This window comes from Ruegeria meonggei, from assembly GCF_042768335.1.
Classification (GTDB): domain Bacteria; phylum Pseudomonadota; class Alphaproteobacteria; order Rhodobacterales; family Rhodobacteraceae; genus Ruegeria; species Ruegeria meonggei.
The window spans coordinates 2,880,001-2,895,402 of the sequence record NZ_JAXHBT010000001.1 but is presented as its reverse complement, the minus strand read 5'-3'; the positions used below and the strand labels follow the sequence as shown (position 1 = coordinate 2,895,402).

13 protein-coding genes (1 of these 13 only partly in view) are annotated in these 15,402 nt (G+C 57.2%); 6 read left to right on the top strand and 7 right to left on the bottom strand.

Translation table 11 applies throughout. The annotated features are described in order from the left end of the window. Positions 1-1,071 (bottom strand): efflux RND transporter periplasmic adaptor subunit, encoded by a 1,071-nt coding sequence (locus tag SJY13_RS14295; RefSeq protein WP_377191675.1) that lies wholly within the window; start codon positions 1,069-1,071, stop codon positions 1-3. A gap of 178 nt (positions 1,072-1,249) precedes the next feature. Here SJY13_RS14295 and SJY13_RS14290 point away from each other — a divergent pair, with 178 nt between their 5' ends. Next, positions 1,250-1,870, top strand: a complete 621-nt coding sequence (locus tag SJY13_RS14290) for a TetR/AcrR family transcriptional regulator (protein WP_377191673.1) — start codon at positions 1,250-1,252, stop codon at positions 1,868-1,870. 531 nt (positions 1,871-2,401) lie between these two features. Here the strand turns inward: SJY13_RS14290 and SJY13_RS14285 are convergent. Continuing rightward, positions 2,402-2,722, bottom strand: a complete 321-nt coding sequence (locus tag SJY13_RS14285) for a hypothetical protein (protein ID WP_377191671.1) — start codon at positions 2,720-2,722, stop codon at positions 2,402-2,404. A gap of 214 nt (positions 2,723-2,936) precedes the next feature. Here SJY13_RS14285 and SJY13_RS14280 point away from each other — a divergent pair, with 214 nt between their 5' ends. Then, entirely contained in the window at positions 2,937-4,637 is a 1,701-nt protein-coding gene (locus SJY13_RS14280) for a tetratricopeptide repeat protein (RefSeq protein ID WP_377191669.1), read from the top strand. 212 nt (positions 4,638-4,849) lie between these two features. Here the strand turns inward: SJY13_RS14280 and SJY13_RS14275 are convergent, their stop codons facing one another. The 4 genes from SJY13_RS14275 to SJY13_RS14260 all read right to left on the bottom strand — a co-directional run bounded on the left by SJY13_RS14275 (position 4,850) and on the right by SJY13_RS14260 (position 9,553). Further along, complete coding sequence (locus SJY13_RS14275; RefSeq protein ID WP_085822390.1) at positions 4,850-5,137, bottom strand: HU family DNA-binding protein; 288 nt, start codon at positions 5,135-5,137, stop codon at positions 4,850-4,852. 130 nt (positions 5,138-5,267) lie between these two features. Then, positions 5,268-6,731, bottom strand: coding sequence for an AMP nucleosidase (locus SJY13_RS14270; RefSeq protein WP_377191667.1), 1,464 nt, complete (start codon positions 6,729-6,731; stop codon positions 5,268-5,270). Continuing rightward, positions 6,728-8,530: an adenine deaminase gene (gene ade, locus SJY13_RS14265; protein ID WP_377191665.1), complete on the bottom strand. Its 1,803-nt coding sequence runs from the start codon at positions 8,528-8,530 to the stop codon at positions 6,728-6,730. The genes SJY13_RS14270 and ade overlap by 4 nt, the downstream gene beginning before the upstream one ends. Positions 8,531-8,677: 147 nt before the next feature. Further along, positions 8,678-9,553: a LysR substrate-binding domain-containing protein gene (locus SJY13_RS14260; RefSeq protein WP_377191663.1), complete on the bottom strand. Its 876-nt coding sequence runs from the start codon at positions 9,551-9,553 to the stop codon at positions 8,678-8,680. Positions 9,554-9,668: 115 nt separating this feature from the next. Between SJY13_RS14260 and SJY13_RS14255 the strand changes: the two genes are divergently transcribed. Together SJY13_RS14255 and SJY13_RS14250 are read left to right on the top strand one after the other, a co-directional pair. After that, the gene (locus SJY13_RS14255) at positions 9,669-10,424 is read left to right on the top strand and encodes a class II aldolase and adducin N-terminal domain-containing protein (RefSeq protein WP_377191661.1); all 756 of its coding nucleotides are present in this window, start codon (positions 9,669-9,671) and stop codon (positions 10,422-10,424) included. Further along, a complete protein-coding gene (locus SJY13_RS14250; protein ID WP_377191659.1) occupies positions 10,414-11,430 on the top strand; it encodes a sterol desaturase family protein in 1,017 nt (338 codons plus the stop codon). Before SJY13_RS14255 ends, SJY13_RS14250 begins: the two co-directional genes overlap by 11 nt. A gap of 13 nt (positions 11,431-11,443) precedes the next feature. On the opposite strand, the gene SJY13_RS14245 is transcribed toward SJY13_RS14250, so the two are convergent. Continuing rightward, complete coding sequence (locus tag SJY13_RS14245) at positions 11,444-12,076, bottom strand: class I SAM-dependent DNA methyltransferase (protein WP_377191657.1); 633 nt, start codon at positions 12,074-12,076, stop codon at positions 11,444-11,446. Between the two features lie 90 nt (positions 12,077-12,166). Between SJY13_RS14245 and SJY13_RS14240 the strand changes: the two genes are divergently transcribed. Next, complete coding sequence (locus SJY13_RS14240; RefSeq protein WP_377191655.1) at positions 12,167-13,012, top strand: SDR family oxidoreductase; 846 nt, start codon at positions 12,167-12,169, stop codon at positions 13,010-13,012. 247 nt (positions 13,013-13,259) lie between these two features. After that, a protein-coding gene (katG, locus tag SJY13_RS14235) for a catalase/peroxidase HPI (protein WP_377191653.1) crosses the window boundary here: on the top strand, positions 13,260-15,402 show its 5' portion. It continues 59 nt past the right edge of the window; only the first 2,143 of its 2,202 coding nucleotides appear in the window; its start codon is at positions 13,260-13,262; the stop codon falls past the right edge of the window.

The following is a 15,402-nucleotide window of genomic DNA, read 5'->3' as shown; positions in this document are numbered from 1 at the left end:
TCAGCCCTCATCCAATTGCGATGTCACCCGCTGACCCGGCAGAAAAGAAGCCAGTGGGGTCTTTGCAACCCGCCAAGTGCCCACCGCTTCTGGCGCGAGGACTGTGATTGTGCCCTCGCTGCGGAACAAAATCTCTGGTGTTACGCGCTGCAGCTGATCGTCATCGCCAACCAGCCAGACATGGCCCGCGCGTGTCAGCGCACTTTCCGGCAAAGTGAAGGTATCGGCGATCGTGCGACCTGTGATCTGAACCTGAAGAAAGTCACCGGCGAGTATTCGTTCATCCGGTTTGGTGATATCGAGAAAGACGCGCACTTGTCGCGTGTCTTGATCCAGAAAACCGCCTCCGTGGCGCACGCGCGCCTGTCCCAATGGCTCACCGTTGCGATGCAGCAACTTCGCGTAGGTGTTGGAAATCGGGTGCTTCAACAGCGACCAGTCATCCTGACTGAACTCTGCGACCAGTTCAAACTGGCGATTGTCCGAAATGTGAACCAATGCGTCTCCCGGAGCCACCGTTTGGCCCAAGCTGGCAAAGCGGCGAGTCACAAAGCCCGAAAATGGCGCAATTACATCAGTATCCGATAACTCACTTTGCGCTGCGCTCAACCTCGAGCGAGCCGCGGCCACTGATTTTTCCGCAATTATTAGTTGGGGTAGTCGCAATGCCAGTTCTGTTGGCGGTTCAGTGCCATCTCTTTCGAACTGCCTGCGGGCCACCGTCACATTGTTCTGCGCGCGCAGTAACGCAAGCTTGGCCTCTTCCAATTCCATTTCAGCGGCGGCGACCGCGCTTTCGTAAGGGGCCTTTTCGATTGAAAATAGAGGGTCTCCATCAACCACTTTTGCGCCGGCAAGGGCGGCGTCGTGGACTGCGATAATTCGCCCGGAAATAGCTGACCTTAATTCGGCATCCCAAAGCGGGTTAACCTCGGCATAGGCAGACAACTGGGTCGTTGCGGGTGCCGCACTGACCTTGACCACTGAGATTATAGGGGGGGAAGGCGCGGTTTGCGATGCCTGCACGTCAATCGTGTCTTCTTCGCCGAACAGCAGGACGACGACTACCATCAAGACCAATAGCGAGAGCCCGATCCACACCCATGGGCGCGCAGGTCTATGCGCAACTTTATCGGGATTAGCTTCCACTCCGCAACCATCCTCTCAGTATCTATTAACACACGCCTTGTGGCGGTTGATTGATTGTCATATACTATGAACGATCGTTCGTTCAATAGTGAAACTGAAAATGACTGAAACTGAAAAGAAACCTGCGTCCAAGCGGGACAAAGCTTCGGCACAGCGCCGGAATCAGATACTTGAGGCGGCCGTAATGTGCTTTCTTGAGCGCGGCTATCACCAGACCGGCGTGCGTGACATTGCAAACCGGGCGCAGGTTAGTCTTGGAAATCTCTACAACCACTTTCCCGGCAAGCACGATGTGCTGGTCGAAATTGCGATGTTGGAACGAAAGGAAATGGACCCTTTTCTAAAGATTCTAGCAATGCGGTCGCCCACTCCAAAAGTGTTGGATAAGTTCATTCGCGCTTACTCAAAGTACTTGGCCGCGCCGGAAAATGTCATTCTCACTCTGGAAATCTCCAGTGAAGCAATCCGTCAGCCAGACATTGCGCAACTATTTGTCGATAACCACGCCGAGTTGACCCACGCGCTTACCGCTGTTGTGAAAAGGGGAATTGATGACAAAGATTTTCGTGCAGTCCCCGACCCGGAACAAGCGTCACAGATAATAATCGAGGTTCTGGAAGGCAGCGCTTATCGTAGCGTGCTATCAGAAGTGCCGATGCGCAAGCTTATGGGGAGTGTAAAGGACTTCATTCTCACCTCCTTGCTTCCGCGACAGGGTTGAAAGTGCAGTATACCTGTATTCCAGCTGACCTGAGTTCCTGTGTCTTCTCCATCTTTTGTAGAGCCCACCCTACCAAAGGACGGACAAATGAAGACGAGATTCACCAACGAACAAACCAGCCAATCGATCAAGAAACAGAAAGCTGGCGAGCAGGCAGCCGATGTGGGTTATGTCGCAAATTTCCGGAAAGGTTGGGTTTAGCCTTCGTATTGACGCACCTGTCCAGCGGTTATTGCCAAATTGTTCGCTGGACTTGACCGGGCTATCTGCGGGCCATGAACACTCCGACCAACATGCCGCGCCTGTAGGGATTCCGGTTTCCATGTGAGATCATTGCCTGGCTCGTCTCGGCGTACCCCCGCTTCGCGCTGAGTACGGCTGATGTGGGAGGCTTTTTGGCTGCGCGACGCGTGATTGTCACTTAAAAAACGATGCGGCTGTGGGTCAATCGTATTACTCGGCATTTTGCAGATTGCACCCGGCGGGATCGACCTCAAACGAACGACAAGTGGCACATGGACGAAGTCGCAATCATGATCCGCGGTAAGATACGCGGGCTGTGGTGTGCGATCGGCACCACGGAGGCGTTTTTGATATTCTCATGAAATCGCGCCAAAATGCCAGCGCTGCAGCTTCATACCGCCACACCTGTTCCGACGCATTCAGCTTCTGTGCCGGTTGCACCGCTGAAATGGCGGCATGATCCAGCTTCTGCCAATGAAGCATAATCAGAGTTGTAACCAAAATGAACAGAACGGCGGCATCGAATGCCTGGGGCAGCACTAACCTCACGGGCTCAAAGAAAAAGACTAAAGCCCGGCACATAATCACAAAAACGAAGATCGCGGACATAAGTTCAACGCCCGCGCGGCCTATGGCGCGCCATTGCTTGGAACACGGTTAATTCGGAGTCAGGCGCGACCCAAAGCCGAGCCTGATTACGAGTTCGGAGTGCTGCGGCACGGCCTGTCAAAAGATACATTCACCGCGACTGAAAAAACGAAATGCCAGTAAATTCACACAAAACGAGACAAGGCCGACTTTTGGCGGCACTTCAGCCTCAAAATTGGAGCATTCGATCAATGTTCGGCGAATCGTGTTAGGGTGCGCTTTTCAAGAGGGGGTATTTCTTGTGACCGGTTACTTTGATTTGGGATGTTACAGCCGCCCTGTAAGTACTGTGCCTGCAGCACAGACATGGTTTGATCGAGGCCTTGTTTGGGTGTTCGCTTACAATCACGATGAGGCAATCGTCTGCTTTGAGAAGGCTGTCGAAGCCGATCCCAACTGCGCGCTGGCCTATTGGGGTATAGCCTACGCCATTGGTCCGAATTACAATAAACCTTGGGAGGTATTCACTCCCGATGAGAAGGCGCCTGCGCTGGCGAAGGCTCACGCAGCACTCAAAGCCGGGCTCGCAATTGAAAACGCCAAACCAACGGAGCGTGCATTAATTGAGGCACTGGCTTCGCGCTATCCTACTGATCCAGAAATCGAGGACTATCAACCCTTCAACGATGGGTTTGCGGAGGTGATGAAACCCGTCTACGAGGCCAATAAGGACGATCTGGACATTGCATGCATCTACGCAGAAGCGATGATGAACCGGACGCCATGGCAGCTCTGGGATTTTAGCAACGGAATTCCAAACCCCGAAGCTTCGACCCTCGAGGCCATGTCAGTTCTCGAACGAGCCTTTGACCAACTCCCAGGTGCGTGGGACCATCCGGGTTTGTTGCATATGTATATACACCTGATGGAAATGTCGCCGCACCCAGAAAAGGCGTTGCGTCATGGCGATAAGCTTACAGATCTTGTGCCCGATGCTGGTCACCTAGTTCATATGGCCACACATATCGACGTTCTCTGCGGTGAGTATCAGAACGTGCTTTACCGCAACCTCGCTGCGGCCAAGGTGGATGAGGCGTTCAAAGAATATGCTGGGGCGGCGAATTTCTACGCTCTTTACCGCATTCACAATCTGCACTTTGCTTTTTACGGCGCGATGTTCCTTGGCCAAAAGGCTGCTGCCGTGGAATCGGTTACCCGCCTGCGCGATGAAGTGCCAGACGAGGTGGTGCGCTCTTACCCTGACATATTCGAGACCTTCGTGGCGGCGGCACCTCATGTCTATATCCGGTTCGGAATGTGGGCTGAGATTCTCGAACTTCCACAACCAGAGGATAAGGAGCTCTACGTAACCACCAACGCACTCATCTACTATGCCAAGGCTATTGCTCTCGCCAATCTCGGGCGTCACGAAGAGGCGCAGTCCGAAATGGGTAATTTCACTGCCGCCTATGCCGAAGTGCCGGATAGTCGAATGCTATTTAACAATAAGGCACGCGATGTTCTCGCCATAGCAGAAGAGATGATGAAAGGTGAAGTTAAGTTCAAAGCCGGCAATCTGGAATCCGGTCTCGATCACCTTCGCAAGGCAGTCAAATTGGACGATGGATTAGAATATGAAGAACCATGGTCCTGGCCTCAACCAACGCGCCATGCGCTGGGTGCGTTGCTGATGGAGGCTGGCGAACATAACGAGGCTGAAGCAGTATACCGCGCCGATCTAGGGCTCGATGGCAAGCTCCCGCGGCCAAGCCAGAATCCCCGCAATGTGTGGGGGCTACATGGCCTTCACGAATGTCTCCAACGCAGAGGTGAGACCGTTGAACTCCCACATGTTAAACTGCTTCTTGATCAAGCCGCGGCACGTGCGGACATTCCGATCCGCGCGAGTTGTCTGTGTCGGTCGTCAGCGGCTTGACGCTTCTTAGAACAGGCCAATCACCGCCCACAATGTGGCACGTTGCGAGAGCAGGTTTTGAGGTCTATCAAATATCCTCTTAGGGCTCAAAGCTGGCCTAAACTTTTTCAGCTGAGCACATGAACTCAATCACTGCAAAGAAACTCAAACTACTTCAAAGAAAAAGGGCCCCCAAACGGCGGCCCTCAATCGCTTATCCGTAAAGGCTGGGATTAGCCGTTCACGCTGTCCTTCAGAGCTTTCGCAATGGTCATCTTGACCACTTTGTCAGCTTCTTTCTTGAACTGTTCGCCAGTGGCGGGGTTGCGCACCATGCGCTCGGGGCGTTCGCGGCAGTAGATTTTGCCAACGCCGGGCAGGGTCACCGCACCGCCGGCCGAAACTTCGCGGGTGATCAGGCCAGTCATGGCCTCCAGCGCAGAGTTCGCAGCTTTCTTGTCGGTTCCCATTTCCTCAGCGAGAGCAGCAACCAGCTGAGTCTTTGTCATAGGCTTTGCCATTTCTTGGTCTCCTTAACGTGCCCGATAATTTGGGCCTCACCGCGTAACTTTAACGGGATATTGTGGGTGAACACAACGAATAGTAGCGTCGAAAACCCTAAAAATAGGGGGAATTCGTTGCTTTTTTGCTTCAGAGGAAGGCGGTTTCGTCGAAAGATCGCAATTTCCGGCTGTGCAGGCGCTCTAACGGCATGCCGCGCAGGTGTTCCATCGCTCGTATTCCGATCGCCAGATGGCGGCTGACTTGTGTTGTATAGAAGGATGACGCCATGCCGGGAAGCTTTAACTCTCCATGCAAGGGCTTATCAGACACACACAGCAAGGTGCCATAAGGTACTCGGAACCGATAGCCATTTGCAGCGATGGTCGCGCTTTCCATATCCAGCGCAATCGCACGCGACTGGCTGAGCCGCTGAACTGGGCCGGACTGATCGCGCAGCTCCCAATTGCGGTTATCTACCGAGGCGACGGTGCCGGTGCGCATGATCCGCTTCAGCTCGTATCCCTGAAGTTCGGTCACCTCGGCCACGGCATGTTCCAAGGCCACCTGAACCTCGGCCAGCGGTGGAATCGGCACCCAGACAGGCAGGTCGTCATCCAGCACTTTGTCTTCGCGCAAATAGGCGTGGGCCAGTACAAAATCCCCAAGCGCCTGTGTGTTGCGCAGCCCGGCGCAGTGGCCGACCATCAGCCACGCATGGGGACGCAATACAGCGATATGATCGGTGGCCGTCTTTGCGTTTGACGGGCCCACGCCGATATTGACAAGCGTAATCCCCGACCCATCCGCGCGTTTCAGGTGGTATGTCGGCATCTGAGGCAACTTCAGTGGCTGGTCCAAAGCAGCATCCGGGGCGGTGATCTGGATATTGCCGGTCGAAACAAAGCTGGTATAGCCGCTGTCGCGGTCGGCCAGCTGTTCGCGCGCGTAGTTTTCGAACTCGGACACATAGAACTGGTAGTTCGTGAACAAGACATGGTTCTGGAAATGGCTGGGGTCGGTCGCGGTATAATGCGCCAGGCGGGCCAGCGAATAATCCACCCTTTGAGCGGTGAACAGTGACAGCGGTCCGGCCGTATCTTCGTGGTCATGCACCCCGTTGACGATGTCATCGTTGGTGGTGGTTAGATCCGGAACGTCAAAAACATCTCGCAGGGTGAACCCCGCAGCGCCCTGATGCGGGACGACCAGATCAGGATTGTTGGCCACGGCGAAATGCACCGGGATCGGCGTATCCGATGCTCCGATTGTAACTGGCTGGTCGTGGTTTTTGATCAGCAGCGCAATTTGTTGCGTCAGATATGACCGGAACAGGTCGGGGCGCGTTACCGTTGTGGCATGGGTGCCAGGTTCGGATACATGACCAAAGCTCAGGCGACTGTCGACCTGAGCGTAAGACGAGGTCTTGATGCGAACTTCCGGGTAATAGGCTCTGAATCGTTCAGAGGGAGTTCCCTGCTTCATCGCATAGGCAAAGCTGTCGCACAGGAAACGCGTCGCCTGTTCATACAGCTCTTCCAGCCGCGCTACGGCGGCAGCGGGGTCTGTGAATTTCTCGGGGGTCGGGACGTCAGGTGTCTTTATTATTGTCATGCCAGAGGTTCCAAAAGCTCGATCTTTTCAAAGGTGCGCACATCCACCAGCCCAAGGTCGGATATCCGAAGTTCCGGGATCACGACCAAGGCCAGCAGCGAGTGCTGCATATACGCATTGTTCAACTGGCAGCCGCAGGCTTGCATCGCCTCGACCATCTGATCTGCCTTGGCGGCGACCTCGGTGGCGGGGCTGTCCGACATCAATCCGGCAATCGGCAACTCCACCAGTGCCAGTTCCCGGCCATCGCGGAAAAGGGTGATACCGCCGCCGACCTCGGCCAGTCGGTTCGCCGCCAGCGCCATCTGGTCACGGTCGGTGCCCACGACGATCATATGATGGCTGTCATGCGCCACGGTCGAAGCCATGGCCATCTTGCCCTCATACCCGAACCCCGAGACAAAGGCGTTTGTTACCCCACCAGTCGCGCGATGGCGTTCCACCAAAGCGATCTGGCACACGCCATCTTCGCCTTCGACCAGCCCGCCGATGATCGGCAGTTCAGCCTTCAGCGCTTTGGTGGGGGCCTGGTTTTCGACGACGCCGATCACATTGGCCTGCACCCGGTTGGCTCCGGCGGGTGCGGCGATCTCAAAATCGGTGGCGGTCAGCGCGTGGCCCAGATGAACGGTGTTGCGCGCCGTGCCCGGCCATTTCAGGTGGGGGCACTCCACCGAGATTGCGCCATCCTCGGCCACGATCTGACCACGCGCGACGACCAGTTCGACAGGCAACTCGGTCAGGTCCGAGCTTAGAATCACATCTGCCCGCCGCCCCGGCGTGATCGAGCCGATCTCGCGCTCCAGCCCGAAATGGGAGGCCGTGTTGATCGTCGCCATCTGCAGCGCAATCAGTGGGTCGCATCCACAGGCAATTGCGTGCCGCACGACGCGATTCATATGCCCATCATTGACCAGCGTGCCCGAATGGCAGTCATCCGTGCACAGGATGAAGTTCCGCGGGTCCAACCCTTTTTCCGTGACGGCGGTGATCTGGCTTTCGACGTCATACCAGGCCGAGCCCAGTCGCATCATCGAGCGCATCCCCTGCCGCACCCGCGCAATGGCGTCCGCCTCGCAGGTGCCTTCGTGATCATCTGCCGGTCCGCCCGCCACATAGGCCGCGAAATCAGGCCCTAAATAAGGCGAAGCATAATGTCCGCCCACCGTTTTTCCGGCCCTCTGCGTCACCGCAATCTCAGCCAGCATCTTGGGATCGCCATGGATTACGCCGGGAAAATTCATCATTTCCCCTAGACCGATGATGCCGGGCCAGTTCATTGCTTCGGCCACGTCTTCGGGTGTGATTTCATAGCCCGTGGTTTCCAAGCCCGGAGCAGAAGGTGCGCAGGAAGGCATCTGGGTAAAAATATTCACCGGCTGCATCAGGGCCTCGTCATGCATCATGCGCACGCCGTCCAGGCCCAGGACATTCGCAATCTCATGTGGGTCGGTGAACATTGATGTGGTGCCATGGGGAATCACTGCGCGGGCAAATTCGGCAGGTGTCAGCATGCCTGATTCGATGTGCATATGCGCATCGCACAGGCCGGGCAGCATATAGCGTCCGCGTGCCTCAATGATCTGCGTGCCGGGGCCTACGCAATGCGCGGCATCGGGCCCGACAAATGCAATGCGTCCGGCGGCGATGGCGATGTCGTGATCAGGCAGGGTTTCACGACTGTGCACATTCACCCAGATGCCGCCGCGGATCACCATATCTGCGGCTTCGCGTCCTGCGGCAACGGCGATCAAACGGGGGGCAACTTCGGGCCAGCTGGGGAGGGGTGTGTATTCCATGGCCCACCTTTCCCAAATGCGCCGGAAGGTGCAACCCCTGCCAGACCGCTATCATGAAACCGTCACACAGCGCGCCAGCGCTGCGTGGCCCAACCAGAGGAACAACCCCGAAGGGGCAGGGACGATGGGCGGGAGAATCCCTGGGGATCAGTGCAAAGTATCTGCCGCCATCTCGTGCCGCAGCCAGTCGGCAAAGGCCAGCGCACCCGGTGTTTCCTCGGCCTGAGGGGACAGCAATAGGTAATAGGCCTCTGGCATCACCGCGCGATGCGGGAAGGGGGCCACAAGGCGCCCCTGTTCGATCAGGCCCCGCGCGATGGTGTCATGGGCCAAACACAGCCCCCCTCCGGCCATCGCAACAGACAGGCTGACCAGATAGGTCGTCGAATAGGTAATGGGTGGATTTCTCCAATTTAGAGCCTGATCTTCTGCCCAATTCGCCCAATTCGACAGCAGGTTTGAGCAGTCAAAAAGCGGTTGATCCTCTAGCGTATCCAGCGTCACGTCATAGCCTGGTGCGCAGACGGGGTAATAGTCTTCGGTCCGCAATACTTCGGTCCGCACCGTATCCGAGGGCCGCAGCGAATATCGGATTTCGATGGATGCGCCTTCTGCCATTTCACGGGGCTCCCAAAGCTCGGTAGAGATGGTGAGTTGAACGTCAGGATGCTCGGTGCGAAACCGGGGTAGCCGGGGGGCCAGCCAGTTGACTGCAAAGCTGATATTGCTTTGGACCTGAACCGCGTGCTGCTGCGCGCCCGTGATGGCCTGGGTGCCGCGGAGCAGCGTTCGAAACGCCTCGCGCACCACCGGCAGATAGGTGATGCCCGCTTCGGTCAGTTCCAGCGCGCGGGGACGGCGCTGAAACAGCGGCTGGCCCAGATACCCTTCCAGCGACTTAATCTGCTGGCTGACGGCGCTTTGGGTCATGTTCAGATCGCGGGCGGCACCGGTAAAGGACAGGTGGCGGGCTGCCGCCTCGAACGTGCGCAGCCAACCCAGCGGCGGAAGCGATTTCTGCATGCGCATAACCTTGCCATAAGTCCAGCTTATGAAATAGCTGCGATTTTTTCGTTGGTCAAATCTGGTCAGCGCAGTCACGGTTTTCCCAAACCCAGCCATCCGACAGGAGTCCGGAATGAGTGTTGCCAACTTGCGCCCCAATATCGACCATTGGCCTGAACGCGTGGACCTTGCCGCCACCTTCCGCTGGACCGAGCGATTGAATATGCATGAGGGCGTTGCCAATCATTTCAGCCTGGCGGTGAATGAAGAGGGCACGCAATTCCTGATGAACGCCAACCAGATGCATTTCGCGCGTATCACGGCGTCAAACCTGTTGTTTCTGGACGCAAATGACCCAGATGTCATGTCCCAGCCCGGCGCGCCGGACCCGACAGCCTGGGGCCTGCATGGCTCGATTCATCGCCGTTGCCCCCATGCGCGCTGTGTCATGCATGTGCATTCGATCTTTGCCACTGTTTTGGCGTCTTTGGCGGACAGTACTCTGCCACCGATCGATCAGAACACGGCCACGTTTTTCAACCGCTATGTTGTCGATCAGGAGTTTGGCGGCTTGGCCTTTGAAAGCGAAGGCGAGCGCTGTGCGTCGATGCTGTCGGACCCGAAAAAGAAGGTCATGATCATGGGCAATCACGGCGTGTTGATTATCGGCAGCAACCCGGCGGATGCCTTTAACAGGCTTTATTATTTTGAGCGCGCGGCCGAAACCTACATCCGCGCCTTGCAAACCGGTCAGCCTTTGCGCGTGTTGTCCGACGAGATCGCCGAAAAAACGGCACAGGAACTGGACGACTATCCCGATCAGTCCGGTGCTCACCTGCGTGAGATCAAGGCCTTGCTAGATGCCGACGGGTCTGACTATGCCACGTGATCAAAGGGCTGCCGAAACAACCGGCGCGACCCCGGACCCTGAATCCGCCCGCTGGAATTACTGCCCCGAGGGGCCGGTGAGTTTGAACCCTCTGTTCCGCTGGCCGCTGCGCCCGGTTGCGGTGCTGAAATGGTACAGCGGTGCGTGGTTGCAGATCACCGCCCTGACGCTGTGTCTGGTGCTGGCGGTCGGGGCCTATGCGTTGTTTTTCCCTGCGTTAGAGTCAATGCACAGCTTTGCACCCGGCTGGATGTTTCGCATCTGGCTGCTGAACATGGTGCCGCAGATCCTGGTCGCGGGCGGCCTGCATTGGTGGCTGTACATGCGCAAGGGACAGGGCATGTACAAAAAGTTTGACCGCCGCGACCTGACCCGCGACAACGGCACGTTTACGTTCCGCAATCAGGTCTGGGACAATATCTGGTGGACATTGGGCAGCGCGATGACAGTAGCAACTATCTACCAGTGGGGAATCTACTGGGCGATGGCAAACGGGTACGTACCCACCGTGACGTGGGCCAGTGCGCCGGTCTGGTGTGTGGTTTGGCTAGCGTTCATCCCGATGTGGTCCGGGCTGCATTTCTATTGGGTACATCGGCTGGAGCATCACCCGAAACTTTATAAGCATGTGCATGCGGTGCATCACCGAAACGTCAATATCGGGCCGTGGTCGGGGATCTCAAACCACTGGTATGAAAACCTGTTCTATTTCACCACGTATTTCATCCACCTGATCGTGCCGTCACATCCGCTGCACTTGCTGTTCCACAGCTATTTCCAGCAGGTCAGCCCGGTTTTGTCCCATTCCGGGTTTGAAAAGCTAAAGGTAGGTGATGCGGATGCCGCCCGGGCCGGTGACTTTTTTCATCAGCTGCATCACCGGTATTTTGAGTGCAACTATGGCACGTCCGAGATCCCTTTCGACAAGTGGTTTGGCACGTATCACGACGGATCTGCCGAGGCGACGACCCGGACCCGCGCGTATAAGAAACAGATGTATACTTGAGCGTCTCCGGCTGTCAGGTCCGTTCAAACATCGTGATCAGGGCGGTGTCATCCCTGTTGGGGCCTGCTGCGAGATCGCCGTAGATCCGGACCTCGGACAGGGTCAGATTTTGTATCTGGCCCTGCGCCAGCTTGTGTAGCGCATCGGCAAAGCCCAGCTTTTCATAGTGCTGTGCATTGATGGACAGGGCGAACTGCGCCCCGGGCCGCGCCACGCGCAGCAAGGCCGAAAGCGCTTCGGGACCGAGATGGCCATGGGTGAAGGTGCCGGACGAGACGATGCCGGAGTAACTGCCTTGTGGTACCGGGATGCCCTGATTCAGATCGGCCACAATCGCATCACGGTAGATATCCTTGCGCATGGCCTGATCCAGCATTTCGGCGCTGATATCGGTGGCATCGATGGGCCCGACTCCAAGTCCGGCCAGAACCGCACCGCATAAACCGGTGCCTGCACCAACATCCAGCACCGGGCCTTGCCCGCCAGCGGCCACAAAGGCGCGGGCCGTTTGTATGTGGAGCTGGTAATCCTCGCGTGCGGCAAAGGTATCATCATAGTCGCCGGCCCATTCCGCATAAAGCTGCTTGTGGTCTTCAGGCGAATCCAGCGCGTAGGCAGAGTGCAGGTCGGGTGTTTTTTGGCTCATGCTTAGAAGAAAGGCGCATTGAGGGATTCGAATCAAGTATTCCGGAGCGGACGCTTGCATTGGCAGGAATTGCAGATCATCAAAGGTATCATGACAGGTACTCTTTTCTCCTTTGGTCACGGGTATTCGGCACAAGCCTTATCCCGTGTGTTGCACCCTCAGGGCTGGCGCATCTGCGGCACCACGCGGGACCCGGCCCAATCCGCCACGATCCGAGCCTCGGGCGCGGATCCTGTGGTCTGGCCGGGGCAGGTGCCGAATCTGGACGGGGTGACACATATACTGATCTCAACCGCGCCAAAGGCCGACGGTGATCCGGTGCTTGCGGCACTGCACGACGAGATCGCTGCGCGCGCGGATCAGTTTGAATGGGTCGGGTATTTGTCGACGACGGCTGTTTATGGCGATCACCAAGGCGGCTGGGTGGATGAGACCACACAGGCTACACCAACGGCCGAACGCGGCAAATGGCGGGTGAAGGCCGAGCAGCAATGGCTGGCGGTTCCCGGTTTGCCAACGCATATCTTCCGGTTGGCCGGTATCTATGGCCCGGGGCGCGGCCCGTTTTCCAAGCTCAAGCGGGTCGGCATGCGGCGCATTGTCAAACCTGGTCAGGTGTTCTCGCGTATCCATGTTGCCGACATTGCGCAGGTTCTTGCGGCTTCGATGGCGGCGCCAAATCCCGGCGCGGTCTACAACGTGTGTGATGACGAACCCGTCCCGCCGCAGGATGTGATCGCTTATGCGGCCGAGTTACAGGGCCTGCCTCTGCCTCCGGCCGTGCCGTTTGATCAGGCTGACCTGACCCCGATGGCGCGCAGCTTTTACAATGAAAACAAGCGGGTCAGAAATGATCGGATCAAGGAAGAACTGGGTGTATCCCTGCTGTACCCGAATTACCGGGTTGGTCTGGAAGCGCTGATGCGCGACACATAGCGTGCAGTTGTCCTTTGATTGATAGGTTTTGATTATCACAATGATCGATAAACAAAACTTTTTCGCATGATTTAAATTTGCTAGGAGTGGCGCGACAAGACAAAAGAGGTGCCGATACTCAATGCCTTGAACAGGTGGTTTCAGCCGCACTTTCGGGCAGAGTAAAAGTGTCATCTGTTTGTGGTCTTGATTGACCGAGTTTTGACCGTGCGAACAAGCCGGAAATTAGCCAGGATTGGAGATCGATATGGACGGAAGTGACAACCCCAAAACGGGCGGATGCCCTGTCATGCATGGTGCAGGCACAAGGTCGAACCGGGACTGGTGGCCCAACCAACTGAACCTGTCCATCCTGCATCAGCACGCGCCCGCATCGAATCCGATGGGCGAGGATTTCAACTATGCGGAAGAGTTTCAAAAGCTGGACATGAAAGCGCTGAAGGAAGACCTGTACGCGCTGATGACGGATTCGCAAGATTGGTGGCCGGCAGACTATGGTCATTACGGTGGCCTTTTCATCCGTATGGCCTGGCACAGCGCCGGAACATATCGGACGGCCGATGGCCGCGGTGGTGCCTCGACCGGGAACCAACGGTTCGCGCCGCTCAACAGCTGGCCGGATAACGGCAACCTGGACAAGGCGCGCCGCCTGCTGTGGCCGATCAAACAGAAATACGGCAATCAGATTTCCTGGGCTGACTTGATCATCCTGGCTGGTAACTGTGCCATCGAGTCCATGGGCGGCGAGACCTTTGGATTCGCCGGTGGCCGTGAAGATATCTGGGCACCCGAAGAAGACGTCTATTGGGGCACTGAAACCGAATGGCTGGCCCCGACTGATAATCCGCACAGCCGTTACTCGGGCGAACGCGATCTGGAAAACCCGCTGGCCGCTGTGCAGATGGGCCTGATCTATGTGAATCCCGAAGGCCCGGACGGGCAACCGGATGCGTTGGCCTCAGGTCGTGACATTCGCGACACGTTTGGTCGGATGGCAATGAATGATGAGGAAACCGTCGCTCTGGTCGCTGGCGGTCACACTTTTGGTAAGGCACATGGTGCAGGCGACCCCGATCTGGTTGGGCCGGAACCCGAGGCCGCCCCGATCGAGGAAATGGGCCTTGGCTGGATCAACAAGTTCGGCTCCGGCAAAGGCGACGACACTACTACCAGTGGTATCGAAGGGGCGTGGACCGCGAACCCGATCCAATGGGACAACGGCTATTTCGACCTGCTGTTTGGCTATGACTGGAACCTGACCAAAAGCCCCTCGGGCGCGTGGATCTGGGAACCTGTCGGCGTGAAAGAAGAAGACATGGCCCCTGCGGCGCATGATCCGTCGAAAAAGGTCAAAACCATGATGACCACCGCCGATATGGCGATGCGCATGGATCCGATCTATGGGCCGATCTCAAAGCGGTTCCACGAGAACCCCGCAGAGTTCGCCGACGCCTTTGCCCGTGCCTGGTTTAAACTGACCCACCGCGATATGGGGCCGCGCTCGAACTATATCGGTGACGAAGCTCCGGCTGAGGAACTGCTGTGGCAGGACAATGTCCCATCTGTGGATCACGACCTGATCGATGACGCGGATGTGGCCGATCTGAAGGGCAAGATCGCAGCCGCTGGCCTGTCGGTGCCTGAATTGGTGTCGACTGCTTGGGCTTCAGCCTCGACCTTCCGCGGGTCGGACAAGCGTGGCGGGGCCAATGGCGCCCGTCTCCGCCTTGCGCCGCAGAAAGACTGGGACGTGAACGAGCCGATGAAGCTATCCAAAGCGCTGGATGCGCTGGAAGGCGTTCAGACGGCGTTCAACGATGCGCAGCCCGGCAGCAAACAGGTCTCTTTGGCCGATGTGATTGTTCTGGCCGGTGCGGTCGGGGTCGAACAGGCCGCCACGGCGGCGGGTCACGACGTCCAGGTGCCATTTACTCCGGGCCGCACGGACGCGACGCAGGATCAGACGGATGTGGACTCCTTCTCGGTGATGGAGCCGATTGCAGATGGATTCCGGAACTACCAGAAATCGGATTACAGCATTTCTCCAGAAGAGCTGTTGGTCGACAGGGCGCAGCTGCTGATGCTGTCGGCACCGGAAATGACGGCGCTGGTCGGCGGTCTCCGGGTTATGGGTGCAACCTTCGGCGACACGAAATTCGGAGAGTTCACGGACCGGGTCGGCGCGCTCAGCACCGATTTCTTCACCAACCTGCTGGACATGGGCACCGAATGGAAGCCCGCGGGCAACGGCGTCTATGAAGGCCGCGACCGCGCCAGCGGTGCTGTCAAATGGACCGGCACGCGGGTTGATCTGGTCTTTGGATCAAATTCGCAACTTCGAGCGCTGGCCGAGGTCTATGGTCAGGCAGGTGCAGACGGCAAATTCGTCT

Excerpts from the sequence above, each read along its gene's own strand:
- SJY13_RS14250 (WP_377191659.1), top strand. The coding sequence starts at position 10,414 with ATGCCACGTGATCAAAGGGCTGCCGAAACAACCGGCGCGACCCCGGAC.
- SJY13_RS14240 (WP_377191655.1), top strand. The coding sequence starts at position 12,167 with ATGACAGGTACTCTTTTCTCCTTTGGTCACGGGTATTCGGCACAAGCC.
- SJY13_RS14270 (WP_377191667.1), bottom strand. The coding sequence starts at position 6,731 with ATGACAATAATAAAGACACCTGACGTCCCGACCCCCGAGAAATTCACA.
- SJY13_RS14260 (WP_377191663.1), bottom strand. The coding sequence starts at position 9,553 with ATGCAGAAATCGCTTCCGCCGCTGGGTTGGCTGCGCACGTTCGAGGCG.
- ade (WP_377191665.1), bottom strand. The coding sequence starts at position 8,530 with ATGGAATACACACCCCTCCCCAGCTGGCCCGAAGTTGCCCCCCGTTTG.
- SJY13_RS14255 (WP_377191661.1), top strand. The coding sequence starts at position 9,669 with ATGAGTGTTGCCAACTTGCGCCCCAATATCGACCATTGGCCTGAACGC.
- SJY13_RS14245 (WP_377191657.1), bottom strand. The coding sequence starts at position 12,076 with ATGAGCCAAAAAACACCCGACCTGCACTCTGCCTACGCGCTGGATTCG.
- SJY13_RS14290 (WP_377191673.1), top strand. The coding sequence starts at position 1,250 with ATGACTGAAACTGAAAAGAAACCTGCGTCCAAGCGGGACAAAGCTTCG.
- SJY13_RS14275 (WP_085822390.1), bottom strand. The coding sequence starts at position 5,137 with ATGGCAAAGCCTATGACAAAGACTCAGCTGGTTGCTGCTCTCGCTGAG.
- SJY13_RS14295 (WP_377191675.1), bottom strand. The coding sequence starts at position 1,071 with ATGGTAGTCGTCGTCCTGCTGTTCGGCGAAGAAGACACGATTGACGTG.
- SJY13_RS14285 (WP_377191671.1), bottom strand. The coding sequence starts at position 2,722 with ATGTCCGCGATCTTCGTTTTTGTGATTATGTGCCGGGCTTTAGTCTTT.